29 protein-coding genes and 1 tRNA gene are annotated in these 24,809 nt (G+C 65.7%); 15 read left to right on the forward strand and 15 right to left on the reverse strand.

The annotated features are described in order from the left end of the window. The first annotated feature begins 394 nt into the window (after positions 1–394). The 4 genes from VWN43_RS10395 to VWN43_RS10410 all read left to right on the forward strand — a co-directional run bounded on the left by VWN43_RS10395 (position 395) and on the right by VWN43_RS10410 (position 6,560). On the forward strand, positions 395–1,936 hold the full coding sequence (locus tag VWN43_RS10395) for a lipopolysaccharide biosynthesis protein (protein ID WP_320181799.1): 1,542 nt from the start codon (positions 395–397) through the stop codon (positions 1,934–1,936). A 139-nt stretch (positions 1,937–2,075) separates the two neighbouring features. After that, positions 2,076–3,056: an aspartyl protease family protein gene (locus VWN43_RS10400; RefSeq protein ID WP_320181798.1), complete on the forward strand. Its 981-nt coding sequence runs from the start codon at positions 2,076–2,078 to the stop codon at positions 3,054–3,056. 47 nt (positions 3,057–3,103) lie between these two features. Continuing rightward, positions 3,104–4,906 (forward strand): ABCB family ABC transporter ATP-binding protein/permease, encoded by a 1,803-nt coding sequence (locus VWN43_RS10405; protein WP_320181797.1) that lies wholly within the window; start codon positions 3,104–3,106, stop codon positions 4,904–4,906. A 148-nt stretch (positions 4,907–5,054) separates the two neighbouring features. Beyond that, positions 5,055–6,560, forward strand: coding sequence for a SulP family inorganic anion transporter (locus tag VWN43_RS10410; protein WP_320181796.1), 1,506 nt, complete (start codon positions 5,055–5,057; stop codon positions 6,558–6,560). Positions 6,561–6,679: 119 nt separating this feature from the next. On the opposite strand, the gene VWN43_RS10415 is transcribed toward VWN43_RS10410, so the two are convergent. The 5 genes from VWN43_RS10415 to VWN43_RS10435 all read right to left on the reverse strand — a co-directional run bounded on the left by VWN43_RS10415 (position 6,680) and on the right by VWN43_RS10435 (position 10,265). Then, positions 6,680–7,363, reverse strand: a complete 684-nt coding sequence (locus VWN43_RS10415; protein ID WP_320181795.1) for a type 1 glutamine amidotransferase domain-containing protein — start codon at positions 7,361–7,363, stop codon at positions 6,680–6,682. A gap of 131 nt (positions 7,364–7,494) precedes the next feature. Beyond that, positions 7,495–7,899 carry an ACT domain-containing protein gene (locus VWN43_RS10420; protein WP_320181794.1) on the reverse strand — a complete coding sequence of 135 codons (405 nt, stop codon included), beginning with the start codon at positions 7,897–7,899 and terminating at the stop codon, positions 7,495–7,497. Further along, a complete protein-coding gene (gene hslU, locus VWN43_RS10425) occupies positions 7,899–9,200 on the reverse strand; it encodes an ATP-dependent protease ATPase subunit HslU (protein WP_253522410.1) in 1,302 nt (433 codons plus the stop codon). Before hslU ends, VWN43_RS10420 begins: the two co-directional genes overlap by 1 nt. An 8-nt stretch (positions 9,201–9,208) precedes the next feature. Further along, on the reverse strand, positions 9,209–9,769 hold the full coding sequence (hslV, locus tag VWN43_RS10430) for an ATP-dependent protease subunit HslV (protein WP_263605141.1): 561 nt from the start codon (positions 9,767–9,769) through the stop codon (positions 9,209–9,211). A 43-nt stretch (positions 9,770–9,812) separates the two neighbouring features. After that, positions 9,813–10,265, reverse strand: coding sequence for an outer membrane protein assembly factor BamE (locus tag VWN43_RS10435; protein ID WP_320181793.1), 453 nt, complete (start codon positions 10,263–10,265; stop codon positions 9,813–9,815). Positions 10,266–10,426: 161 nt separating this feature from the next. Between VWN43_RS10435 and VWN43_RS10440 the strand changes: the two genes are divergently transcribed. Genes VWN43_RS10440 through arsN2 form a run of 3 tightly spaced genes read left to right on the forward strand, consistent with a single transcriptional unit; the run spans position 10,427 to position 11,915 of the window. Then, a complete protein-coding gene (locus VWN43_RS10440; protein ID WP_320181792.1) occupies positions 10,427–10,954 on the forward strand; it encodes a ubiquinol-cytochrome C chaperone family protein in 528 nt (175 codons plus the stop codon). Further along, positions 10,951–11,487 (forward strand): YceD family protein, encoded by a 537-nt coding sequence (locus tag VWN43_RS10445; protein ID WP_320181791.1) that lies wholly within the window; start codon positions 10,951–10,953, stop codon positions 11,485–11,487. Before VWN43_RS10440 ends, VWN43_RS10445 begins: the two co-directional genes overlap by 4 nt. Beyond that, on the forward strand, positions 11,484–11,915 hold the full coding sequence (gene arsN2, locus VWN43_RS10450) for an arsenic resistance N-acetyltransferase ArsN2 (RefSeq protein WP_320181790.1): 432 nt from the start codon (positions 11,484–11,486) through the stop codon (positions 11,913–11,915). The genes VWN43_RS10445 and arsN2 overlap by 4 nt, the downstream gene beginning before the upstream one ends. Before the next feature lie 145 nt (positions 11,916–12,060). On the opposite strand, the gene VWN43_RS10455 is transcribed toward arsN2, so the two are convergent. From VWN43_RS10455 to VWN43_RS10480, 6 genes are all read right to left on the reverse strand, one after another. Continuing rightward, on the reverse strand, positions 12,061–12,429 hold the full coding sequence (locus tag VWN43_RS10455) for a hypothetical protein (RefSeq protein ID WP_253522397.1): 369 nt from the start codon (positions 12,427–12,429) through the stop codon (positions 12,061–12,063). Between the two features lie 45 nt (positions 12,430–12,474). Next, the gene (gene ssb / locus VWN43_RS10460; protein ID WP_320181789.1) at positions 12,475–13,029 is read right to left on the reverse strand and encodes a single-stranded DNA-binding protein; all 555 of its coding nucleotides are present in this window, start codon (positions 13,027–13,029) and stop codon (positions 12,475–12,477) included. A gap of 100 nt (positions 13,030–13,129) precedes the next feature. Then, positions 13,130–14,977, reverse strand: a complete 1,848-nt coding sequence (gene feoB, locus VWN43_RS10465) for a ferrous iron transporter B (protein WP_320181788.1) — start codon at positions 14,975–14,977, stop codon at positions 13,130–13,132. Beyond that, positions 14,974–15,213, reverse strand: coding sequence for a FeoA family protein (locus tag VWN43_RS10470; RefSeq protein ID WP_320181787.1), 240 nt, complete (start codon positions 15,211–15,213; stop codon positions 14,974–14,976). Before VWN43_RS10470 ends, feoB begins: the two co-directional genes overlap by 4 nt. 54 nt (positions 15,214–15,267) lie before the next feature. After that, entirely contained in the window at positions 15,268–15,927 is a 660-nt protein-coding gene (locus tag VWN43_RS10475; RefSeq protein WP_320181786.1) for a COQ9 family protein, read from the reverse strand. A gap of 1 nt (position 15,928) precedes the next feature. Then, the gene (locus tag VWN43_RS10480; protein WP_320181785.1) at positions 15,929–16,522 is read right to left on the reverse strand and encodes an ankyrin repeat domain-containing protein; all 594 of its coding nucleotides are present in this window, start codon (positions 16,520–16,522) and stop codon (positions 15,929–15,931) included. A gap of 95 nt (positions 16,523–16,617) precedes the next feature. Here VWN43_RS10480 and VWN43_RS10485 point away from each other — a divergent pair, with 95 nt between their 5' ends. The 7 genes from VWN43_RS10485 to VWN43_RS10515 are packed head-to-tail and all read left to right on the forward strand — an operon-like array spanning position 16,618 to position 21,056. Then, the gene (locus VWN43_RS10485) at positions 16,618–17,202 is read left to right on the forward strand and encodes an SCO family protein (protein ID WP_320181784.1); all 585 of its coding nucleotides are present in this window, start codon (positions 16,618–16,620) and stop codon (positions 17,200–17,202) included. After that, positions 17,190–17,648 carry a YcgN family cysteine cluster protein gene (locus VWN43_RS10490; protein ID WP_320181783.1) on the forward strand — a complete coding sequence of 153 codons (459 nt, stop codon included), beginning with the start codon at positions 17,190–17,192 and terminating at the stop codon, positions 17,646–17,648. Before VWN43_RS10485 ends, VWN43_RS10490 begins: the two co-directional genes overlap by 13 nt. Continuing rightward, the gene (locus tag VWN43_RS10495; RefSeq protein WP_320181782.1) at positions 17,645–18,367 is read left to right on the forward strand and encodes a M48 family metallopeptidase; all 723 of its coding nucleotides are present in this window, start codon (positions 17,645–17,647) and stop codon (positions 18,365–18,367) included. The genes VWN43_RS10490 and VWN43_RS10495 overlap by 4 nt, the downstream gene beginning before the upstream one ends. A 43-nt stretch (positions 18,368–18,410) precedes the next feature. Further along, positions 18,411–18,866 (forward strand): hypothetical protein, encoded by a 456-nt coding sequence (locus tag VWN43_RS10500; protein WP_253522375.1) that lies wholly within the window; start codon positions 18,411–18,413, stop codon positions 18,864–18,866. After that, the gene (gene ribD, locus VWN43_RS10505) at positions 18,847–19,818 is read left to right on the forward strand and encodes a bifunctional diaminohydroxyphosphoribosylaminopyrimidine deaminase/5-amino-6-(5-phosphoribosylamino)uracil reductase RibD (RefSeq protein WP_320181780.1); all 972 of its coding nucleotides are present in this window, start codon (positions 18,847–18,849) and stop codon (positions 19,816–19,818) included. The genes VWN43_RS10500 and ribD overlap by 20 nt, the downstream gene beginning before the upstream one ends. 12 nt (positions 19,819–19,830) lie before the next feature. After that, on the forward strand, positions 19,831–20,448 hold the full coding sequence (locus VWN43_RS10510) for a riboflavin synthase (protein WP_253522371.1): 618 nt from the start codon (positions 19,831–19,833) through the stop codon (positions 20,446–20,448). An 11-nt stretch (positions 20,449–20,459) separates the two neighbouring features. Then, the gene (locus VWN43_RS10515; RefSeq protein WP_320181779.1) at positions 20,460–21,056 is read left to right on the forward strand and encodes a protein-methionine-sulfoxide reductase heme-binding subunit MsrQ; all 597 of its coding nucleotides are present in this window, start codon (positions 20,460–20,462) and stop codon (positions 21,054–21,056) included. Here VWN43_RS10515 and VWN43_RS10520 read toward each other — a convergent pair. From VWN43_RS10520 to VWN43_RS10535, 4 genes are all read right to left on the reverse strand, one after another. After that, entirely contained in the window at positions 21,041–21,550 is a 510-nt protein-coding gene (locus VWN43_RS10520) for a ComEA family DNA-binding protein (protein WP_320181778.1), read from the reverse strand. The genes VWN43_RS10515 and VWN43_RS10520 overlap by 16 nt on opposite strands. 247 nt (positions 21,551–21,797) lie before the next feature. Beyond that, positions 21,798–22,337, reverse strand: coding sequence for a GNAT family N-acetyltransferase (locus VWN43_RS10525; protein WP_320181777.1), 540 nt, complete (start codon positions 22,335–22,337; stop codon positions 21,798–21,800). Continuing rightward, on the reverse strand, positions 22,338–23,519 hold the full coding sequence (locus tag VWN43_RS10530; protein ID WP_320181776.1) for an amino acid aminotransferase: 1,182 nt from the start codon (positions 23,517–23,519) through the stop codon (positions 22,338–22,340). A gap of 111 nt (positions 23,520–23,630) precedes the next feature. Then, positions 23,631–24,422, reverse strand: coding sequence for a DUF1134 domain-containing protein (locus VWN43_RS10535; RefSeq protein ID WP_320181775.1), 792 nt, complete (start codon positions 24,420–24,422; stop codon positions 23,631–23,633). A gap of 266 nt (positions 24,423–24,688) precedes the next feature. Here VWN43_RS10535 and VWN43_RS10540 point away from each other — a divergent pair. Then, a tRNA-Ser gene (locus tag VWN43_RS10540) sits at positions 24,689–24,780 on the forward strand. The last annotated feature ends 29 nt before the right edge of the window (positions 24,781–24,809 follow it).

Here is a 24,809-nt window from a genome sequence, read left to right on the forward strand (position 1 = left end):
AGTTATAACGGACAGCTGTTGGTTCCCCGATTTACACCGGGGGAGCCGGCTGTCCGTATCTGTTGGCGACCGATGCGGTGGGCGGTGGAAGCCGCCAGCGCCGCGTCGGTGAGGGCCAATTAGGCGGGGGGCCGGATTCGGTCAACGCCTTTTTGCAATTTTATTTCGGATTTTTTGCAAACCCGCGGAAATCCTTGGGTTTGGGCCTGTCCATCGCGAGACCGATATGGGGCGCCTGCGGTAGTCTTCAACCGCACCCCTGTGCAGATTCGTGAATCGGACCCGATTCACTGCGGGATTCGACAGTGATTCACCCCTGAATCGGGAATGATTCACCTCCGAATCCCGAATCTGGCCGCTCGCATTCGCCAAGAATCGCGGTTAGCACCCCTGCATGAGGATCAGCGGCGCCAGCGAGCAGGACCCACCTGAAGGATTCCGCGCCCGCGTGCGTAGCGCGCTCGCGTGGAGGTGGGGCAGCCAGCTGGTCGCCCAGTTCATCACCTGGGGCTCCACCATATTGGTAGTGCGCCTGCTCGACCCGTCGGATTACGGCCTCTTCGCCATGAGCCAGGTGATCGTCACCGCATTGCACTTCCTCAATGGCTGGAGCTTTGCCAGTTCGCTGATCCAGGCGGACGAGGTGGGCGAGCGCGATATCGGCCAGGTCTTCGCCCTACTCCTGATCACCAACGGGTCGCTTGCCGCGATCCAGCTGCTGCTCGCCCCGCTGGTAGCGGGTTACTTTGGCCAGCCCGCAGTGGCCGACCTGCTGCGCGTGCAGGCGCTGATCTTTGCAATGATCCCCTTTACCGCCCTCCCCACCGCGCTGCTTGCACGGCGGCTGGAGTTTCGCAGCCAGGGGATTGCCAATCTGGTGTCCGCGGTGACTGCGGCTGCCACCGCGCTGGTGCTGGCATGGCAGGGCTTCGGCGTATGGGCGCTTATCTATGCGCCGATCGCGGGCTTCGCAGTGCGCGCGCTGATCATGAGCGTTGCAGCGCGGCTCTGGGTGCGCCCGGTCTTCAATCTCAAGGGCGCCGGGCGGATGATCGGTTTTGGCGGGGCGCTGACGCTGTGCCAGCTGTTCTGGATCATCCAGAGCCAGAGCGACATCTTCATCGCCGGGCGAGTGTTCTCGGTCCACGATCTCGGTCTCTATTCCGAAGCGCTGTTCCTCACGCTGATCGTCACCGGGCGCTTTATCCCGCCGCTGAACGACGTCGCCTTCCCCGCCTATGCCGAATTGCACAAGGCGGGGCGCAGCCTCGGCCCCTATTTCGAACGGACCGCGCAAAGCGTCCTGCTGGTGGTCGCGCCCATCTATATAGGGCTGTCGCTGACCGCCCCCGAAGCGATCCTCGTGGTGTTCGGCGAGAAATGGACCGGGATGGCGCCGATCGTCTCGGGCCTTGCGCTGGTGATGCCGCTGATGGCGCTGCAGATCATCTGCTCGCCCACCTGTACCGCGACGGGCAAGGAACGCATCTATCTGGCCACCAGCATTGCCGGCGCGGCGATCTTCGCCACCTCGTTCCTGATCGGCGTGCAATATGGCGCGCAGGGGCTGGTGCATGCCTGGTGGGTCGCCGCCCCCTTGCTCCTGATCTTCACGCTCGCGCTGACGTTGCCGCAGATCGATCTGTCGGTGAAGCGCCTGGCGCAGGCACTCGCGCCCCCGGCCCTCGCCTGCCTGATCATGGCCGTGGTGGTGCTGGGTCTGCGCCAGGCGCTGCCCGCAGATATAGACCCTGTTGCCACGCTGGGCATTCTCGGAAGCGCGGGCGCCGCGGCCTATGCGGGTATCCTCTATTTCGTCTGGCCCGATGTGGTGCGCCAGAGCATTGCGATGATCAGGCGCACCCCGGCAGATCCGCTGCCGCCGCACGCATCCGCGCGAGCGCCCGCCGATCGAACCAGTACCATAGCGGATTGAGCCGCGTCCCCCGGCCGGGCAGCCAGACGGCTAGGTCTCGCACAGGCTCTGCACCAGGCCCCGCCTCCGCCCTTCCCTCCCCGATTTTGCCGGTTCGCCCCGCCGTGGTATCCTGCGCGCGAGAGGAAGAGTGAAAGCCATGGCTCGATACGGGTTATCCCGATTGGCCGCCGCCGCCGCGCTGGCAATAGCCGCGCCGCTGGCCGCGCAGTCGCCTGCCCCTACCGAGGCTGGCGCGGAGCCACCTGCCGACGACCATGTCATCGACCGCGATCGCTACGAACGGCTGACGGTGCCCGTCACCATCGCGGGCCAGGGTCCCTATCGCTTCCTGATCGATACCGGCGCGCAGGCCACCGTGGTGACGCACAGGATCGTCAATGATCTTGCGCTGCCGCGCCGCGGGCGGGCAATGCTCGTCGCGATGGGCAGCGCCGAGATGGTCGACCTGATCGAGGTGGACGAACTGCGCTTTGCCGGCCGTTCGGTCACCGGCCTGCTGTCGCCACTGCTTCATTCCAGCAATATCGGCGCCGACGGGATCCTCGGGCTCGACAGCTTGCAGGACCTGCGCGTGCTGATCGACTTCCGCGAAGAGCGCATGCTGGTGGCCGATGCGGCGGCGCTGGGCGGCAATGCCGGATATGAGATCATTGTCCGCGCGCGGCGCAAGCTGGGGCAGATGGTGATCACCGATGCGCTGGTCGACAATATCCGCGTCGCGGTGGTGGTCGATACCGGGGCCCAGATCACCCTGGGCAACAGCGCCTTGCTGCGCAAATTGCGCGCGCGCGATATGGGCGAGATCACCAGCATGGATGTCCATGGGACGCAGATAGTCAGCGACCTTTCCTATGCGCGCGAGCTCGAGATCGGCGGAATGACCATGGGCAATGTCCCGATCGGTTTTGCCGACAGCCTGACCTTCGCCGCGCTTGGTCTGGGCAAGCGGCCCGCGCTGATCCTGGGGATCGGCAGTATGCGCGTGTTCGACCGGGTGGCGATCGATTTCGCCCGCCGCCAGATCCTGTTCGACATTCCCGGCCGCCACGATCCCTCGCGCGCGCGCGCGATGTTTATGTCTGGCGGTCCCATACCCGGTGGACCGGGGAGCCCGTAGGCCCGCCGCCTTGCCCCGGCGGCGCAATCGTCCCACATAGCCGCCCTATGCCGCCCGACCTTACAGCCTCCGCCCAGCGTCACGATCCCGAAGGCTGGGCCACGGTCCGGCGCTTCCTTCCCTATCTCTGGCCTGCGGATAAGCCGCATCTGAAACGGCGGATCGTCGGCGCGATGCTGTTCGTGCTGATGGCCAAGGGGACCATGCTGGCGCTGCCTTTCGCCTATAAGGGCGCGGTCGATGCGATGACCACGCCCGCAAACGAGGCGGCGATGGTCGCGTTGGCCTTCGTCATTGCCTATGCGGCGGGACGGCTCGCCGCGGTGGTGTTCGACAATCTGCGCAACATCACCTTCGAACGCGTCGGGCAGGATGCGACGCGCCAGCTGGCCGAGGATACCTTTGCCCGGCTACACCAGCTGTCGCTGCGCTTCCATCTCTCGCGTCGCACCGGCGAAGTGACCAAGACGATCGACCGCGGGACCAAGAGCATCGACGTCATGCTCTATTTCCTGCTGTTCAACATCGCCCCGACCGCGCTCGAACTGATCGCGGTGGGCGTGATCTTCTACCTCAACTTCGGCTGGGAACTGGTTGCCGCCACCGCGCTGACCGTGGGCGCCTATATAACGGTGACGCGCAAGATCACCGAATGGCGCAACGATCTGCGCCGCCAGATGAACGAGCTCGACGGGACCGCGCTGGCGCGCTCGGTCGACAGCCTGCTCAATTACGAGACGGTCAAATATTTCGGCGCCGAGGTGCGCGAGCGCGAGCGCTACGCCGAATCCGCGCATGCCTATGCCGAAGCCGCGGTGAAGAGCGAGAATTCGCTCGGCCTGCTCAACATCAGCCAGGCGGTGATCATGAACCTGCTGATGGGCGGCGCGATGGGCTTTACCGTGTGGCAATGGAGCCAGGGCGTGCTGACCACCGGCGACCTGGTGCTGGTCAACACCTATCTGATCCAGCTTTTCCGCCCGCTCGACATGCTCGGCATGGTCTATCGCACCGTCCGGCAGGGGCTGATCGACATGGCCGAGATGTTCCGCCTGATCGATACCAATGCCGAAGTGCAGGATGCCCCCGGTGCCCCGGCGCTGGTCGTGCGGCGACCGACGCTGGCGTTCGAGGATGTCGTCTTCGGTTATGAGGAAGACCGCACCATCCTCCACGGGCTGAGCTTCGAGGTGCCCGCCGGCAACCATGTCGCGATCGTCGGTCCCTCGGGTGCGGGCAAGAGCACGATCGGACGGCTGCTGTTCCGCTTCTACGATCCGCAGGCGGGCCGAATCCTGATCGACGGGCAGGACATCGCGCAGGTGACGCAGGCCTCGCTGCGCGACAAGATCGGCATCGTCCCGCAGGATACCGTGCTGTTCAACGACACCATCGGCTACAATATCGCCTATGGCCGCGCCGGGGCGAGCACCGAACAGGTGGCCGCGGCCGCCAGCGCAGCGGCGATCCTGCCCTTCATCGAACGCCTGCCCGACGGCCTCGATACCGAGGTCGGCGAACGCGGGCTCAAGCTGTCGGGGGGCGAGAAGCAGCGCGTCGCCATCGCGCGAACGCTGGTCAAGGACCCGCCGATCCTGCTGCTCGACGAAGCCACCAGCGCGCTGGACAGCCGCACCGAACAGGCGATCCTCGCCACGCTGCGCCGGGTCTCGGAACATCGCACCACGCTGGCCATCGCGCACCGGCTCTCGACCATTGCCGATGCCGACCGCATTCTCGTGCTCGATCAGGGGCGGCTGGCCGAAAGCGGGACGCATGGCGACCTGCTACGCGCGCGCGGCCTATATGCCGATATGTGGGCGCGCCAGCAGGCCGAAAGCGACGCCTGAGCCCGCTCGCTGCGGTCCGCACGGGCTTCGCGCGAACCCGGTGCGTCTGGCCGCAGTCTTGTGATGCACTGCAACATCGTTCATAGGGCGAAGCGATTTTCGCGCGCCGATTGCGCGTGCGCTTCCCGAACCTGACAGGACATTTCCCATGCTCGACCGTGCCGCGATCCACCGCGACTGGTTTTCCAACATCCGCGCAGACGTGCTTGCCGGCCTCGTCGTCGCGCTGGCGCTGATCCCCGAAGCGATCGGCTTCTCGATCATCGCCGGGGTCGATCCGCGCGTCGGGCTCTATGCCTCGGTGGCGATCGCGATGGTCATCGCCTTTACCGGCGGGCGCCCGGGTATGATCTCGGCAGCGACTGCGGCGGTGGCCGTGGTGGTTGTGCCGCTGGTGCGCGATCACGGGGTCGAATATCTCTTCGCCGCGACCATCCTGATGGGCGTCTTCCAGGGCATTGCCGCGCTGCTGCGGCTCGACCTTCTGATGCAATTCGTCAGCCGTTCGGTCATCACCGGCTTCGTCAATGCGCTGGCGATCCTGATCTTCATGGCGCAGCTGCCGCAGCTCGACCCCACCGCTGCCGGGATTGGCTGGATGACCTATGCGATGGTCGCTGCCGCGTTGGCGATGATCTACATCATCCCCAAGTTCACCACCGCCATTCCCAGCCCGCTGATCGCGATCATCGTGCTCACCGCGCTGACGATTTTCCTCGATGCGCCGGTCAACACGGTCATCGACATGGGCGAGCTGCCCGAAGGCCTGCCCTATTTCGCGCTGCCCAATGTGCCGCTAACCTGGGAAACGCTGACCATCATTGCCCCCTATGCGGCGACCATGGCCGCGGTCGGCCTGCTCGAATCGCTGCTCACCGCGCAGATTGTCGACGATATGACGCATACCGGCAGCAACAAGCGCCGCGAGAGCGGCGGTCAGGGCATCGCCAATATCGTCGCGGCCTTCTTCGGCGGCATGGGCGGCTGTGCGATGATCGGCCAGTCGGTCATCAACGTGACCAGCGGCGGCCGCGGCCGGTTGTCGACCTTTACCGCGGGCCTGTCGCTGCTGATCCTGCTTGCGCTGCTCGGCGACCTCGTCGGCCAGGTGCCGATGCCCGCGCTGGTCGCGATCATGATCATGGTGTCGATCGGGACCTTCTCGTGGAACTCGATCCCCAATATCGGCAAGCACCCCTGGCAGAGCTCAGTGGTGATGCTGACCACGGTTGCCGTGGTCGTGGCGACGCACAACCTCGCGCTGGGCGTGCTGGCAGGCGTGGTGCTCTCGGGCGTGTTCTTCACCCACAAGGTGATGACCATGTTCGAGGTCGTCCGCGAACGCGAGGGCGAAACCGCGACCTACCGCGCCAAGGGGCAGATCTTCTACGCCAGCGTCGAACGCTTCGAAGCCGCGCTTGGCCCCGAAAGCATCATGCCCGACCCCGCCGACCATGTGATCATCGACGTGTCCAAGGCGCATTTCTGGGACATCAGCGCGATCGGCGCGCTCGACAAGGTGGTCGAACGCATGCGCCGCAATGGCCGCAGCGTGCAGGTCGTCGGGCTCAACCGCGCGAGCAGCGATTTGGTCGACAAGTTCGCGCTGACCGACAAGACGGGTGTCGAAATCGGGCTCGCCCCGCATCCGTAAGCCGCATGTCCGGGGCAATGGCCGCCCCTTCGCGGGCCGCTGCTGATACGCAGCTGCGAGCATGAAAAAGGGCGGGCCCGGTATATCCGCGCCCGCCCTTTCCATGAAATCGCCCAAGCTTAGTCCGCTTTCAGCGCTTCCAGCAGCTTCTCGGCCGCAGGCTCGCTCGACGGCGGGTTCTGGCCGGTAATGAGCAGGCCATCCTGAACGACATAGGGTTCGAAGACGCCCTGCTTGGAGAAGGTCCCGCCCTGCTCGATCAACACGTCTTCGAGCAGGAAGGGCACGACATCGGTCAGGCCGACCGCATCTTCTTCCTGGTTGGTGAAGCCGGTGACCTTGCGTCCCTTGACGATCGGATCGCCATTCGGCGCGGTGACGTTCTTCAGCACGGCAGGCGCATGGCAGACCAGCGCTACCGGCTTGCCGGCGGCCAGCGTGTCTTCGATGACGGCTTTCGAAACTGCGCTCTCGGCGAGGTCCCACAGCGGCCCGTGACCGCCCGGGTAGAAGACGCCGTCGAACGATGCGACATCGACATCCGCGAGTTTCTCGGTCGAGGCCAGCTGCGCCTGCGCCTCGTTGTCCTTCTTGTACCGTTCGGTGGCCGCGGTCTGCGCATCGGGCTCGTCGGATTTCGGATCGAGCGGCGGCTTGCCGCCTGCGGGGCTGGCCAACGTGATGTCATGCCCCGCATCCTTGAGGACGTAATAAGGGGCAGCGAACTCTTCGAGCCAGAAGCCCGTCTTGTCGCCGGTGTCGCCGAGCTCGTCGTGGCTCGTCAGAACCATAAGAATTTTCATAGTGTTCGTCCTTTTCGGGGGATTTTGGCGCGGCCGGAATGTTCCACCGCTTCATCAAAGGAACACACTTCGCCCGCTTCGGTTTCGCATTCGGATGGCCGAGCGCGGGCCGGGCACTGTGCCCCTGGCCGTCAGGCCGCGGACGCCGCCCGTGTACGCAGAATTTCGAGCGCCTCTTCCGCGCGGAGAGCAGGCACGAAGGCATGATCGTGGTGGAACGCCGCGACCATGTTGCAGGCGATCCCGGCATCGGCGAGCGCGGTGGTGACTGCGGCAGTGAGCCCGACACCTTCGAGGTCGGAATGCACCATCAGTGTAATGCGCGCGAAGTCCGGACCCTCGATCCCCAGTTCATCCGCCACATCGGCAGGGACAATCGCCGCCACGCCCTCGTCCTCGCGAAAGGTACCGATCGCCGCGCCGAGCAATTGCGGCGCCGTGTCCGGTTGTACGAGGACGAAGCGCCAGCGGCGTGCGTCGAGCCGGGGCGTCATGGTGGCGATCATCGCCCGGCCATCGCGCACCGGCCCGCCCATTACAGGATATACTTGCTGAGGTCGGTATCGCCCGCGAGCGTTTCGAGCCGTTCGCGCACATAGGCAGCGTCGATCGTGATCGTCTCGCCCTTGTGTTCCTCGGCCTCGAAACTGATATCCTCGAGCAGGCGCTCCATCACCGTCTGCAACCGGCGGGCACCGATGTTCTCGACCGCTTCATTGACCTGCGCGGCCAGCTTGGCGACTTCGGTGATCGCATCCTCGGTGAAATCGAGCGTGACGTCTTCGGTCCCGATCAGCGCGCAGTACTGTTCGACCAGATTGGCGCGCGTTTCCTTGAGGATGCGGACGAAGTCCTCCTCGGTCAGCGCGCGCAATTCGACGCGGATCGGCAGGCGGCCCTGCAGTTCGGGCAGCATGTCCGAAGGCTTGGACAGGTGGAACGCCCCGCTGGCGATGAAGAGCACGTGATCGGTCTTCATCGGCCCGTATTTGGTCGCGACGGTGGTGCCTTCGATCAGCGGCAGCAGGTCGCGCTGCACGCCTTCGCGGCTGACCGAGCCGCCGCGCACATCGCTGACCGCGATCTTGTCGATCTCGTCGAGGAACACGATGCCATTGGTTTCGGCATTCTCCAGCGCGACGCGATTGACGTCGTCCTGGTCCATGCGCTTGTCGCTTTCTTCCTCGACCAGCCGGTCCCAGGCATCGGGCACTTTCAGCTTGCGCCGCTTGAGCGGGCTCTTGCCCATCGCCTTGCCGAGCATGTCCGAGAGGTCGATCATGCCGACCCCGCCGGGCATTCCGGGCACGTCCATCGGCGAGCTGGGTGCTTCGCGCACCTCGATCTCGACCTCGGTATCGTTCATCGAATTATCGACGATCCGCTGGCGGAAGGCCTCGCGCGTCGCTTCGCTGGCATTGTCGCCGACCAGCGCGGTGAGCAAGCGATCCATCGCTGCCTTGCTCGCGGTTTCGCGCACTGCCTCGCGGCGGCGGTCCTTTTCCAGCCGGATCGCTTCTTCGGCAAGATCGCGCGCGATCTGGTCGACGTCGCGTCCGACATAGCCGACCTCGGTAAACTTGGTCGCCTCGATCTTGATGAACGGGGCCTCGGCGAGCTTCGCCAGCCGCCGGCTGATCTCGGTCTTGCCGCAGCCGGTGGGGCCGATCATCAGGATGTTCTTGGGCGTAACCTCGTCGCGCAGTTCGGCATCGAGCCGCTGGCGGCGCCAGCGATTGCGCAGCGCCACCGCGACCGCGCGCTTGGCATCCTTCTGGCCGATGATGTGTTCGTCCAGCGCGGCGACGATCGCCTTGGGGGTCAGTGCTTGGGTCATGGAACTCTTCAAACGGTTTCGACGGTCACATTGCCGTTGGTGAACACGCAGACATCGGCGGCAACCGCCATGGCCTTGCGCGCGATGGTTTCTGGATCGTCTTCGTAATCGACGAGCGCCTTGGCTGCGCTGAGCGCGTAATTGCCGCCCGAGCCGATCGCGGCAATGCCTCCTTCGGGCTCCAGCACATCGCCATTGCCGGTAAGCACCAGCAGGTTGTCCTTGTCCGCCACGATCATCAGCGCTTCGAGATTGCGCAGGTACTTGTCCATGCGCCAATCCTTGGTCAGCTCGACCGCGGCGCGCAGCAGCTGGCCGTTATATTGCTCGAGCTTCTTTTCGAGCCGTTCGAACAGCGTGAAGGCATCGGCGGTCGCACCGGCGAACCCGGCGACCACTTTCTCGCCTTCGCCGATCCGGCGGACCTTCTTGGCATTGGGCTTCATCACCGTATTGCCCATGGAGACCTGCCCGTCCCCGGCAATCACGGTGACATCGCCGCGCTTGACGCCGATGATGGTGGTGGAATGCCACTGGGTCAGCCCGTGGCGATTGTCGTTTGCATCCATGCCGCGCGATATAGGGGGGTGCGCGGCCGGGGTCAAGCGCAGCCTAGCCGCCGATGCCCGGCTGGCCGACTGCACCGATATTGCCGAACAGGTCTTCGAGGAAGCTCCGCTCGCGGCCCAGCGTGGGGGTCTCGTTGCCATCGGGACTGAGAAAGACGACCTCGTCCATGCCGGTCTGTTCGGCCGAAACGACATTGCCGGCGGCATCGAACTTCACCGCCAGAACCGAATGCTCGCGGATGCGCGGGCGGACGAACGGCTTGCGCCCCGTCGTGCTCGACACATAATACCAGGTCTTCTCGCCATACTGGCTTTCGAAGGTCGGGCGGCCGAGCGTGCCGGTGACGCTGCGCTCGTTATCGATGCGGGGCTGGACCGACTGCAGCAGGGTCGCATCGACGATATAGCCGCGCGGTTCGCGGATCGCAGCGCAACCGCTCGTGGCAATGGCAGCCGCGCCAATTACGGCAAGGCCCAGAATTTTCGACCTGTTCATGGGAACAGCAAATCTCCGTCTGTCGGCAGGCGCTTGGCCGCGGGCGACCACCTGCCTATATGCTCGGGCAACGCCTTAATCCGAAAGCGTCGGCCCTTGCAACTCGGCAATGGGGTGCGCTTGGGGATCGCGGTTTGAATTGCCGCTGAACGGAGTTGTCTGTGTCTATCCTTGCCCGCCTTTTCGGCACCGTCTTTTCCTCTGGCCCGGACCCGCGCGAAGAATGGCGCCCGCTGTGGCACCGCGTGGTCGCTGAAGCGCGCGATCCCGACTGGTACCGCATGTGCGGCGTCGCCGACAGCGTCGAGGGGCGCTACGACATGATCACGCTGGTGCTCACTCTGGTGATGCTGCGGCTGGAGGATGCGGGCGACATGGGCCCGGCCACCGCCCGGCTGACCGAATTGTTCGTCGAGGACATGGAAGGCCAGATGCGCGAAGCAGGGATCGGCGATCCCACCGTGGGCAAGAAGATCAATGCGCTGATGGAAAGCATGAACGGGCGCATCGGCGCCTATCGCGACGGGCTGCGCAGCGACCCCAAGGTGCTGGTCGAGGCGGTCCGCCGCAACGTCACCATGGCCCAGCCCGACGAGGCCGAGGCGTTGGTCCAGCGCATGGCGGCACTGCATGCACGGCTCGAACGCACTAGCGTGGACGAATTGCGCAAAGGCGAGATCGCGGCATGAGCGCGGGAGAACTCACCCTGCTGGTCAAGCCGCGCGCGCTGCCCGGTGCGCCGCTGGTGGTGGAGGCCACCGACGCCGAACGCGCCGCGCTGGCGCAGCGGTTTGCCGTCACCTCGGTCCCCGACCTCACCGCGAGCGTCACCTTCGACACCGACGGCGAGGCGGTGCTGGCCAATGGCACGCTCACCGCGACCATCGAACAGCCCTGTGCGGTGACGCGCGAGAATATCCGCTATGCGGTGACCGAGCCGCTCGCACTGCGCTTCGTGCCTGCGGAATCGATGCCCGACTATGCCCCCGACGAGGAAGTCGAACTCGACACTGAAGACCTCGACGAAATTCCATACGAGGGCGACGTCTTCGATCTCGGCGAGGCGATCGCGCAGACGCTCGCGCTGGCGATCGATCCCTATCGCGAAGGCCCGGGCGCGGACGAGGCTCGCCGCAAGGCGGGCATTGCCAGCGACGAGGACCAGGCCCCGAGCGGACCGCTGGCCGAAGCGCTGGCGGCATTGAAGAAGGACGAGGAATGACGGCGCTGACGATCACCCCCATGGCCTCGCTCGAGGAGCTCGTCCCGGCGCTGGCGGCGGAAGGGCTGCCGGTGGATGATATCGAAGACGACGGGCGCGCGTTTTTCGCCTTTCATCACGCGGGGCAATGCATCGGCTTCGGCGGAATCGAGGGCGATGGCCGGGACCGCATTCTGCGCTCGGTCGTCATCCTCGGCGCGGCGCGCGGTCGGGGCACGGGGTGCGAGGCCGTCACGCTACTGGAGAGCGAGGCGCGTCGTCAGGGTGCCGCCCGGCTGCATTTGCTGACCACCACCGCAGCGGACTTTTTCCGGAAGCTGGGTTACCGCGATCACGACCGGGAGGATGCGCCCGAAGCGGTCGCATCCTCACGCGAATTCGCCGCGCTGTGCCCTGCCAGCGCCGACTATCTGGTCAAGTCGCTGTAAGCGATCAGAACGGGATGTCGTCGTCGAGATCGTCGTAGTTCGAGCCGCCCCTCTGGTTCTAGCCGCCGCCACCTCTCGTCGCGCCGTCGAGTGTCATCAGTGTGCCGCTAGAACCTCGAGGTAGAGGATAAGTACATAACGGCCCTCATCTATTCCACCTGAAGAAAACGACATCGCCATACTTCGATTTGTACGTGAGAGAAACATAGAGGATCAAGGTGGAAACAAATATTGGTAGGACTAGGATGTCCATTTTGGTGCCAAAAGAGGCACTAAAAAAGTCGTTGGCAATAAAAAGTATACCCAGCGCCATTGGACCGAGAATAGGGAGAAAATTCAGCCGATTAGCGCTTTTTGCCAATCCCAGGGCGAGGGACGCAGCCATGCAAGTCAGGATGAGGGTCCAGACAATGAGTACCGTCGAGTATGAAGCAACTGCCATCGTCACAACGAAAAAGCATGCAAAAATTGCGTGATAGGTAAGGATCGTTTTGATCAGCAGCTTGTAGTCCATGACGGTTCTCGATCCTTAGCTGTAAGTGGGATTACAACCACTCCATCAGAACGGAATATCGTCGTCGAGATCGTCGTAGTTCGAACCGCCGCCGGCGCCGCCCGCGCTGCCGCCCGATGCTGCGCCGCCCTGGGCGCCGCCGCCCTGGTTCCAGCCGCCGCTCTGGCCGCCGCCACCTGAGCCGCCGCCCTGGTCCCACGAGCCGCCGCCACCGCCGCCGCGCTGGCCACCGCTGCCGCCGCCGCCCTGGGCGCCGTCGAGCATGGTCAACGTGCCGTTGAGGCCGCGCAGCACGACTTCGGTGGAATAACGGTCGTTACCCGACTGGTCCTGCCATTTGCGGGTCTGCAGCTGGCCTTCGATATAGACCTTCGAACCCTTGCGCAGGAAGCGTTCGACCACGCCCACCAGACCTTCGGAAAAAATCGCAACCGTGTGCCATTCGGTGCGTTCCTGCCGTTCACCGGTGTTGCGGTCCTTCCACGTCTCGCTCGTGGCGATGCGCAGATTGGCGACCTTGCCACCATTCTGGAAGCTGCGGATCTCGGGATCGGCGCCGAGATTCCCGATGAGCATGACTTTGTTGAGGCTACCGGCCATCGAATCGTTCCTTCGTAACTGTTGACCCACGGCCTAACCCAGCCCGCCAGCGGGGGCTAGACAGGCGCGGCTGCGTTTCCACCGGACCGGACCCGGTTCGCTACAGTCCCAGTGCGGTCGCGATCCAGAAGGTCAGCCCGCCCGCGACATAGGCCAGCGCGAACAGGTACGCGACCATGAAGGCGGGCCATTTCCAGCCGTTGGTCTCGCGCCGGGCGACCGCGATGGTCGAGATACATTGCGGCGCGAAGACGAACCAGGCGAGAAAAGCGAGCGCGGTCGGCAGGCTCCACAGCGCGGCGATCCGGTCGGTCACGCCTTGGGCGGCGAGGTCTTCATCCTCGGTATCGACCGCATAGGTCGTCGCCAGCGCGGAAACCGCCACTTCGCGCGCGGCCATCGCCGGAATCAGCGCGAGGCTCATCTCGCGGTTGAAGCCGATCGGTTCGAGCACCGGGTGCAGCACATCGGCGACCCGGCCCGCGACGCTCGCGTCCATCTGGCTTTCGCCCGGTTCCGCCTTGGGGAAGCTCAGCATCAGCCACAGGGCGATGGTGACGACGAAGATGATCGTGCCCGCGCGGCGCAGGAAGACCCAGGCGCGCTGCCACAGACCGATGGCGAGGTCCTTGATCCGCGGCAGCTGATAGCGCGGCATTTCCATGATGAACCCGCTCGCAGCGCCGCGTGCCACGGTGCTGCGCAGTACCAGCGCCACCACCATCGCACCGACAATCCCCGCCAGGTAAAGCACGAACAGGACCAGGCCCTGCAGGCCAATGCCCGGCCCCACGCTGGTTTCGGGGATCACCGCGGCAATGATCACCGCATAGACCGGCAGCCGCGCCGAACAGGTCATCAACGGGGCGATCAATATTGTGGTCAGCCGGTCCCTGGCATCGGGGATGCTGCGCGCGGCCATGATGCCGGGGATCGCGCAGGCGAAGCTGGAGAGCAGCGGGATGAAGCTTTTGCCCGACAGGCCGACGCCCGCCATCAACCGGTCCATCAGGAACGCCGCACGCGCCATGTAGCCGCTCGCCTCCATCACCAGGATGAAGAAGAACAGGATCACGATCTGCGGCAGGAAGACCACCACCGAGCCGACACCCGCCAGCACGCCTTCGGTGAGGAAGTCGCGAATCAGCCCGGCGGGCACGACATCGGTCACCACCCCCGATATCGCGCCAACCGCGCCTTCGAGCGCATCGGCGAAGGGGGTTGCCCAGGCAAACACCGCCTGGAAGATCACGAACAGCAGGCCGAACAGGATAACCGGCCCGATCCAGGGATTGAGCAAGACCCGGTCGACGCCGTTCTCGACCGTGTGGCGGGTCGAGGTGGACAGGATCGCGCCGCGCGCCATGTGCTTGGCTGCCAGCCGCCGCTCGGGCAGCGTCAGATGCCATTGCCGGTGCGCGTCCTCGTCGGCATGGGTTTCGGCTTCTGCGATCGCCGCAGCCAGTTCCTTCAGCCCCTTGCGCCGCACCGCGACCGTCGGGATCACCGGCACCCCCAGCGCTGCGGACAGCGCCTCGGGATCAAGCACCAGACCGTCGCGCTCGGCAAGGTCGATCATGTTGAGCGCGACCACCGTCGGGCGCCCGAGTTCGAGCACTTCCTGCGCGAAGACGAGATGCTGTTCGAGATTCGCGGCATCGAGGACAAGCACGATGACCTCGGGCGTGGCCTCGCCTTCAAACTCTCCCTGGACGACCTTGCGGGTCACTTCCTCGTCGGGGCTCGCGGCATCGAAACTGTAGGAGCCGGGCAAGTCGATCAGTTCGACCGGTTCCCCGCTGGGCAGGGCCAGCCGCCCCGCTTTGCGCTCGACCGTTACGCCGGGATAATTGGCGATCTTCTGGCGCGCGCCGGTGAGCGCGTTGAACAGCGCGGATTTGCCCGCATTGGGATTGCCGACAAGGGCGGCGATGCGTTTGCGGCTCATGCGGGTTCGACCTCGATCGCCAGTGCGTGGCTGCGGCGCAGCGCAATGGTCATGCGTCCGATACGGATGGCAAGCGGGTCGCGCGTCCCGAAAATGCCGCGATGGATGATGGCGACTTCGGCGCCTTCGTCCACGCCCAGCGCCTTGAGGCGCTTGCCTTCATCCTCGGCCAGCGCGGCCCAGTCTACGGCCACGATCCGCGCGGCCTTTTCATGTTCGAACCCGTCCAGCGTCATACGCGCCGCCCTGTCAGAAGTGCGCGGTAGTTGCAACTGGTTATCAATAGCGCGCTAGCGTGCGGGGTAGCGCAGCCGCCCGAGGAAGCGCGATACGCTGAAGCTCTCGCGATCGGGATTGAGCCATTTCGCCTTGACCCGTTCGAACGTCATCACGCCGTCGATCCGGCGCTCGAGGAAGGCCCGCGTCTCGGCCTTGCCCTCGCTCTCGTCATCGACGAACACCGCCAGCGTCGCGCCATAGATCGAGGCAAGGATCGCGCGCTTGGTGTAGTGATTGTAATCGGTCGCGGTGTCGCCCGCGAGCCGCCACATCACATCGGCGCTGTTCCAGCCGGTCTTGAGCGCGCGCGCGGCGTTGCGCGGCATCGCCATGATCGCCAGCGCGCGGCGCAGCGCCTCTTCCTGCCCGGCCACCGCATCGAGTCGGTACTGGACAAGGCTGCGAATGCGTTCGCGGATTTTCATCCCGACCAGCTTTTCGGGCGGCAGGTCGAGCGTCATCTGCCGGTCGATCGTCTCGATCCAGGCGCAGATCATGCCCATCGCGCCGTCATCCTTGAAGGCGAGCCGGGCGACATCGCGGTCCGCGCCAAGCTGGTCGGCGGCCATGTCCAGCGCGGCATCGCTCCAACCATCGAAGATCGCCGCCTCGGCGATCCCCGGGGCCAGCGCGAGCCGCAGCTCGTCGAGCGTGAGGTCGGCGACGTCCATGTCAGCTCGGCCCGTAGGCTTCGGCCTGCTCGCCGCGATCGGCCTCGGCGCGTTCGATTTCCTCGAGCATGGTCGAGCGCGCGCCCATCCACCGCGCATAATCGCGCGCGGTGCGGCCCGAATTGTCCGCCCGGTCGGGATCGGCGCCCTTTTCGATCAGCAGCCGGACAAGGCCGCTGTCGCGCCGGTGGACGGCAGCGATCAACGGGGTTTCGCCGGTGCTGTTGGGCACATCGACCGCTGCGCCGCGTCCGGCGAGGATTTCGACGCCTTCGGAAAAGCCGAGCTGGGCGGCGAGCTGCAGCGGCGTAGTGCCGTGCTTGTCGGCGAGATTGGGATTGGCGCCCTTCGACAGCAGGAACCGCAGCCACACCGCATCGCGCCGCTGGGTCACGATATGCAGCGCGGTTTCACCGCTGGAAATGTCGCGCGAATTGACCAGCACGCTGCCCGGTTCTTCGAGCAGCAGCGTCGCTTCGTCGCCCTGGCGCTTCTTCACCGCTTCGAGGAACTTGTATCCGTCGCGCTGCGACTGCGCCTGCAGCGGCCCCGCCAGCAGCGATCCTGCCAGCGCCGCCAGAAGGATGTTTTTCACCAAACGCTTCACCGTGTAGGGTCCCTATTATCCGCAATTCAATGGCTGACTCGCCCTTGCCGAGCGCCGGTTAGCAGACCATGAACCCTCACACCATGCTACGCAACCACGCCCCGCTTTTCGCCGCGCTGCTGCTGCTCTCCGCCTGCAACAGCGCCCCTCCCGCAACACCGCCGCTGGCCGGCGCCGCGATCGGCGGCGAGTTTACGCTGACGGGCGAGGATGGCAGCGAGGTCAGCTGGAGCGATTTCGACGGGCAGTACCGCACCGTCTATTTCGGCTATACCTATTGCCCCGACGTCTGCCCGGTCGACACCCAGCGCGCGATGGCGGGCCTCAAGACGTTCGAAGAGGCGAACCCCACGCTTGGCGCACAGATCCAGCCGCTGTTCATCAGCGTCGATCCAGGCCGCGACAATCCCGCCACGCTCACCGAGTTCACCGACAATTTCCACCCGCGCCTGATCGGGCTGACGGGCACGAAAGAGCAACTCGACGCGGTCACCGGGGCCTTCGCCGCGACCTATACGATCGAGGATCCCTCCGAGGGCGGCGGCTATCTCGTCGGCCATACCAATATCACCTATCTGTTCGGACCCGATGGCGAGCCGCTGGCCATGCTGCCCACCGATGAAGGCCCCGAAGCGGTCGCTGCGGAACTGGAAAAATGGGTGCGCTGAGGGAGCGCTTCTGGGAACGGCCGCTAGCCGATCTCTCCGCGGAAGAATGGGAAGCGCTGTGCGACGGCTGCGGACGCTGCTGCCTGCACAAGGTCGAATATGAAGACACGGGCGAGATCGAGCACACCAATGTGGCGTGCAAGCTGCTCGACCCACGATCCGCGCAGTGCACCGACTACAAGCACCGCAAGGCCTTCGTCCCCGATTGCCTGCGGCTGACGCTCAAGATCGTCGAAGACGTGAGCTGGCTGCCCGCGACCTGCGCCTATCGCCGCCGCGCCGACGGGCAGCCGCTGCCGCGCTGGCACTATTTGCTGACCGGCGACCGCGAGGACGTGGTCCGCGCCGGCGTATCGGTGGCGGGCCGCGTGGTGAGCGAAACCGATGCCGGCCCGCTCGAACACCATGTGGTCGAATGGGACGACGACGAGGAAGACGCGGCATGATCGACTGGCTGCGCCGCGAAGCGCTCGAGCCGGTGATCGCGCTGGATGACCGCGAGCTGCCGATCGAGATCATCCGCAATCGCCGCGCGCGGCGGCTGACGCTGCGGCTGGCGCCCGATGGCAGCGCGGTGCGCATCACGCTGCCGCATTGGTGCCGCAGCGCCGAAGCGATCGCCTTTGCCCATGCACGGCGCGAATGGCTGGCGGCGCAGCTGGCCAGGGTGCCCGCGCCGCGCGACCCCGTGCGGGAACGGCAGCTGCACTATCGCGGCGCCGAGATCGCCATCGACTGGCGCGCGGATGCCCCGCGCAAACCGCAGGTCGCGGGCGACACGCTGACCATCGGCGGGCCCGAGGACACGCTGGGCAAACGCCTGCAGCGCTGGCTCGAGGGCGAGTCAGTGCGATTGTTCGCCGCCGATGCCGCCGATTACTGCGCCCGCGGCGAGCTGGCGCAGGCCGAGGTCAAGCTCACCCGGGCGCGGCGGCGTTGGGGTAGCTGTTCGTCCGAAGGCGTGCTGCGGCTCAACTGGCGGCTCGTCCAGGCGCCCGACCATGTCCGCCGCTCGGTCGTAGCGCATGAAGTCGCGCATCTGGTCCATTTCGACCATTCGCCCGCGTTCCACGCACTGCTCGACCAGCTCTACGAGGACGATATCGAACAGGCCAATCGCTGGCTCAGCCGTCACGGGCGCGAACTTTACGCCAGCTTCGGCTAGCCAATACTGGCGCGGTTCATCGAAACCCCCTATCTTGGCACCCATGCGCTTTACGTCACGCTTCGATCCCCGGGCCGGGGCCGCCGACCTGTGGGAATATCTCCGCGAACCGCGGCCCTATCGCTGGCCGATACTGGCGGTATCGATCGCGATCCCGCTCGCCGGGGTGGCGATGCTGACGCAGGAATCGCATTTCCGCCCGCCCGATGCGCCCAAGGTGAATTTCATCTCGACCTTCGCCGAGGGGCGCAGTGACGAGGAAATCCGCCAGTCGAACCTCGTCAACCAGCAGCGCAAGGAAGCGCGCGAGGCAGAACGCGAGGAACTGCGCGCGCGCAAGGTCGAGGCCTATAAGGCGCTCGGCCGCGCAACCGGGCTCGATGTCGACGAAATGGAGCGGCAGGCACAGATCGAAGCCGCGCGCGAGAAAGCCATCGCCGAAGCACGGCGGCGCGAACGCTACCAGGCAGGCTCGGCACTTGACCTCAGCGGCGACTGACGCGCGCTGGCTCGACGCGGCGGCACGTCTGGCGGGCCGTTCACGCCCGGCGAGCTATCCCAATCCCGGCGTGGGCTGCATTCTCGTCAAAGACGACCGCGTGGTCGGCCGCGGCTGGACGCATGCCGGTGGCCGCCCGCATGCAGAGGCAGCCGCGCTCGACCAAGCGGGCGAGGCCGCTCGCGGCGCCACCGCCTATGTCACGCTCGAACCCTGCGCGCACCGCTCGCCGCGCGGCCCGGCGTGCAGCGACCTGCTGGTCGAAGCCGGTGTCGCGCGCGTGGTCGCAGGCGTCGAGGATCCCGATCCGCGCACTGCGGGCGATGGGCTAGCGCGCTTGCGCAAGGCCGGGATCGAGGCCGCTTTCCTCCCCTCCCCCGCAGCCGAAGCCAGCCTGGCGGGCTATCTCACGCGGGTCCATCACGACCGGCCGCATATCACGATGAAGATCGCCATGTCGCTCGATGGCTGCATCGCCATGGCCAGCGGCGAAAGCCAGTGGATCACCGGCGATGCCGCGCGCGCGCATGTCCATTCGCGCCGCGCACAGGCCGATGCGATCCTCGTCGGCGGCGGAACCTGGCGCGCCGACCGGCCCCGCCTCGATGTGCGGCTGCCCGGGCTCGAAACCCGCAGCCCGCAGCGTGTCGTGCTTACCCGCGGGGTCGCCCCCGACGGGGTCAAGGTCATCAATACGCCTGCGCAGGTGGCGGGGCTCGATGCGCTCTATCTCTATGTCGAAGCGGGCGCGAATATCGCCGCCAGCCTCCTTGCCGCCGACCTCGTCGACCGGCTCGAGCTTTACCGCGCCCCGATCGTCATCGGCGGCGGACGCGGCGCGGTGGCGGACCTCGGGCTCGACAGCCTCGCCGCGGCGCATGGCCGGTGGCAACTTGCCGAAAGCCGCCAGCTTGGCAGCGACAGCTTCGCCGCCTACAGCCGCCTGCGGTAATCAGGAGCACACATGTTCACCGGAATCGTCACCGCCATCGGCACCATCAGCGCAGTCGCGGACAAGGGCGACTTGCGCGTCACCATTGCCTGCCCGTGGGACCCGGCGGGGATCGATATCGGTGCCTCGATCGCGTGCTCGGGCGTCTGCCTGACGGTGGTCGAGAAAGGCGGGCAGGAAGGCGATGCGTGGTTCGCGGTCGACGTCTCGGGCGAGACGGTCAGTCGCACCGCGCAGGACCAGTGGCGCGCCGATCGGCGGCTCAATCTCGAACCCGCGCTGCGCCTGGGCGACGAATTGGGCGGGCATCTCGTCACCGGCCATGTCGATGCGGTCGGGCGGGTGGCGCTGGCCGAGGATATCGGCGGCTCGACCCGGCTCGAAATCCTCGCGGGCGCGGATATTGCCCCCTTCGTCGCTGAAAAAGGCTCGATCACGGTCGACGGGGTTTCGCTGACGGTCAACGCGGTCGAGGACGAACCCAGCGGCGAGGTCCGCTTCGCGCTCAACATCATCCCGCATACCGGCGAAGTGACCACGCTTGGCGACCTGTCCGAAGGCGATACGGTCAACCTCGAGATCGACGTGCTCGCGCGCTATCTCAAGCGAATGCAGAGCCTCGCCGGCTGACAGGCGCGGCGATGCCCCCAGTGCTTTCGACCCTCAAGCGATCGCGCCCGTTGCTGTGGCTGCTGCTGGCGCTGCCCGCGCTGTGGATCGGGCTGCGCTGGTCGATCACGCCCGACCAATATGGCTATGGTCACGCTATCGGCGATAGCGGCGACTGGGCCGCATGGCTGCTGATGGCGACGCTCGCGGTCACACCGTTGCGGCTGGCGTTCCGGCGCAGCGGCGGGACCCTGTGGCTGATGCGCCGGCGGCGCGATATCGGCGTGGCCAGCTTCGCCTATGCCGCGCTGCACACCGCGATCTATCTCGTGCGCAAGGGTTCGCCCGAATATGTGCTGGCTGAATTCACCACCCCCTACATGCTGGCAGGCTGGGCGGCGCTGGCGCTGTTCGTGCCGCTGGCGCTGACCTCGAACGATGTTTCGGTGCGGAAGATGAAGTGCGGCTGGAAGCGTCTGCACCGGCTGGTTTATCCGGCGGCGATCCTCACCTTCCTCCACTGGGCATGGTCGGCTTTCGACCCGACCACGGCCTGGATCCACACCGGGATCCTGGCCGCGATCGAGATCGTCAGGATTGCACTACAGCGCGCTCAGAGAGTGACGTAGTTCTTGAACCGTTCGACTTCGGCTTCGTCGACATACTTGCCGATCTCGCGATCGAACACGCCCATGTCGGCATAGGGACGGTATTCTTCGAATTCATGGACCATCTTGTCGGTCATGCCGGGGATGAGACGGATCTCTTCCTCGGTGCCGCTGTTGAGGTTCACCGGCACGAACACATTGGTGAGAACGGCGGCAGCTTCCTCGGCGCTCAGCGTTTCGAGCAGCTTGGCGTTGAGATCGGTGACGCTGGCATAGGGCTGGCCGGCCGCGATCGCGGCAGCCAGTTCCTCGCTCACGCCTTCCGCGCCGGCAAGCTGTTCGGCAGTGGCGGTGTTGGCATCCAGCACAGCGGCGGTTTCGGCGGCAGCGGCATCGTCGATGGTTTCGACTTCGGCGGTGTCGGCCGGCTCTGCCGTTTCGTCGGCAGCGCCCGAGCAGGCGGCGAGAGTGAGCATGGTGCCCGAGAGGGCGGCGGCAAGTACCAGCTTACGCATAGAGTGATTCCTCCTTTTGAGAAGCGCTCGCAATAACCGCGCTATCGGCGAATGAAAAGCGAAGCGTGCCGATTTTCCTACTCGGGAGAATTCTGCTCGAACCCGCAGGATGCCGCAGCCATTTCACCCCTGCCGTTTTGCCCGTTTCGCAGGCCCGACCGCAGCCCGGTGTTTTCTTCGCCTGGACCGTGTAACATGCGGTCCATGTGACAGGACTTGCCCGCGGCAGTCCTACACCTGTCCTACATCAGCTCAGCGGGCCAGCCGCGAAGCCGTCGCGGTCGATCTCATAGACCAGATGGACCACGCGCTTGCCCTGGTACTTTTCCAGTTCGTAGCGCTCGGTGCGCACCGCGCCGATGGCTTCCAGCGCATTGCGCGAACGGTAATTGGTATCGCCCACGCGGAACTCGACCAGCGCGACATGCTCGAAGGCATGGGCCAGCATGGCGCGCTTCATCTCGGGATTGATGCCCTTGCCCCACCAGCGCGGCGCGAGGAAGGTCCAGCCGATCTCCACAACCCCGCCCTCGTCCGCATCGTATTTGTCGAAACGGGTGGAGCCGATCACGCGGTCGTCGCGCTTGTCGAGGACCGCCAGCGCGCCGCCCGACGCCAGCCCTTCGTCGAAGAAGGCGTCGAACACCTCGCGCCGCCAGCGATCATGGATCGGGTGCTGTTCCCAGACCGCGGGATCGGAGGCGATTTCGTAGAGCGCCTCGCGGTCGGCCTCGGCCAGCGGACGCAGCACCAGCCGCTCGGTTTCGAGAGTCCGCTGGCGGTCCATTTACGCGCTCGTGACTTGCGCCAGCGCGGCGATGAACTTGGGCGTGTTGCCTTCGTGCAGACCGGCCACATTGATGCGGCCCGAACCGGCCATGTAGATGCCGTGGTCTTCGCGCAATTGCGCAATCTGTTCGCGCGACAGCGGCAGCATGGCGAACAGGCCGTGCTGGTGGCCCAGCGCGGCAAGGTTGAGGCTGGGCGCCTCGTTATCCGCGGCAGCCAGCCGTTCGCGGACGCGGCGCATGCGCGCGCGCATCTCGCCCAGTTCGTCGAGCCACTGCCTGGTCAGTTCCTCGTCGCGCAGCACCGTGCGCACCGCCGCACCGCCGTGATCGGGCGGCATCGACCAATTGGCCCGCGCCAGCGCATTGGCGTTGGACACGATCGCGGGCAGGTCGGCAGCGCTGCGTGTAATCATGTAGAAAGCGCCCACGCGGTCGCGGTAGAGGCCGAAATTCTTGTCGCAGCTATAGGCGACCAGCGCCTCGGGCACCTTGGCGAGCACCTGGCGTACGCCCGCGATGTCTTCCTCCAGCCCCTCGCCAAGCCCGTGATAGGCAACGTCGAGGATCGGCAGGATACCGCTTTCGGCGAAGGCGTCGGCGATCCGGCCCCATTGCTCCTGCGTGTAATCGACCCCGGTGGGGTTGTGGCAGCAGCCATGCAGCAGGACTGCATCGGTCTCGCGCGCATTGCCGATCGCCTCGAGCAGCGCGTCGATATCGGCGGTGCCATCGGCATTGGCATGGTGGAAAGTGGTGGTCTCGACCCCGACGTCCTGCAGGATCTGCGCATGGTTGGGCCAGCTCGGCACGCCAAGATGGATGCGCGTCACACCCGCAGCCTTGGCCAGCGCTACCGCCAGCCGCACCGCGCCGGTGCCGCCCGGGGTCTGCATGCCTTCGAGCCGCCCGCCCATCGTGGCGTCCTTCCCGAAGATATAGGGCTTGAGCGCATCGACGAAGCCGGTGTCGCCCTCGGGGCCCAGATAGCTCTTGGAATCCTGCGTATCGACCAGCCGCTGTTCCGCCGCCTTGATCGAACGGAAGACCGGCGTCGCGCCGTCATTGGTGCGATAGACGCCCACGCCGAGGTCGATCTTGTCCTCGCGCGGGTCCTGCGCATGCATCTTGATGAGCGCGAGCAGCGCGTCGGGAGACTGGGCTTCGAGTTGGTCAAGCATGCGCGCCTCATCGCCCGATATGCCAAGGGCCGCAACAGGAAATCCCGTCGCGGCCCCGTGCCTGCGCGAATTATGGTTGGGCGATCCGAAGGGCGGCTTGTTTGCCCTTGCTCAGAAGGGCAGCCAGCGGTGCTCCTTGGAGAACTTCATATAGCCTGCATTGATGCCGAGACGCAGTCCCGCGCCCATCCGGATCGGGATCAGCACGACATCGCCCTTGCGCAGGTAACTCGCGGTGAGCCCGCCGATGACATAGGCCTGCCCCTCGCCCGCCGGATAGCGCTCGTACAGCTCCTCGGTATCGTACAGATTGTAAACCAGCACGAAGGTACTGCCGGCATTGGCCCCGGCGTCGAGCCCGATCGAGGGCCCCGTCCAGTAGACCGGCAATTCGCCTTCGATCTTGTGGTAGAGCGTGCCCGAGCCATAGCGCGCGCCGACGATAAAGGCCCCGCCCGCCTCGCGGCCGACGATATAGCCATTGGGTTCGCCCTGCTTTTCCAGCAGGCCGCGGATCATCTTGGCCACGCCTTCGGCGCCCTTGCCGAAGACGCCTTCGGCCGCACCGATGAGATCATCTTCGCGATAGGTGGTCGTCGGATCGTCGACCACCGCGCCGTCGACTGCATCGCTGGCGGCCGCTTCGGCCGCCTGTTCGGACCATTGCGGTTGGCGGGAATCGGTCTGGACCGGATCGCTTTGCGTTTCATAGTCCGTAGCGGTTTCATCCGTCCCGTCGGTGGTCGGGGGCGGCGCATAGCTGGGGGTGGTCTCAGGCTCGCCATAGACCGGCTGGTCGCCCGGCTGCTCGACCAGATCGCCGTCAATGGCGCTGTCGGGGTCGATCGTTTCGACCTGCGCGGCGAGCGGGCTCGCCGCCATGCCGAAGGCTGCGAGCGCCATGCCAAGGCGCGGCAATATGCGTATAGATTTCGTCATCGATCCCTCCGTGTCGGCGGCGCGTGCGCAGACAGCTGCGCGGTGAGAAGAATCCTCTTAGAGCGGCGCGGCAATGAAACGGCGATGAACCGAATCGGAAATGCGGCGAACCGAGTCGTTGCAGGGTCGGGCCGTTGTCTGCACCGGGATGCAAAACTCCGCTTGAAGGCCCGCAAAGCCATGGCTATAGCGCGCCCCTCGCAGCGGGCACGCCCGATCCTGCGACATGCGGAGACGTGGGTGAGTGGCTGAAACCAGCTCCCTGCTAAGGAGCCATACCTGGTAACGGGTATCGAGGGTTCGAATCCCTCCGTCTCCGCCACTTTCCCGGCCTCGCGATCGAGCGGGCGA

Origin of the sequence: Qipengyuania sp. HL-TH1, from assembly GCF_036365825.1 — a bacterium.
GTDB classification, from domain to species: domain Bacteria; phylum Pseudomonadota; class Alphaproteobacteria; order Sphingomonadales; family Sphingomonadaceae; genus Qipengyuania; species Qipengyuania profunda.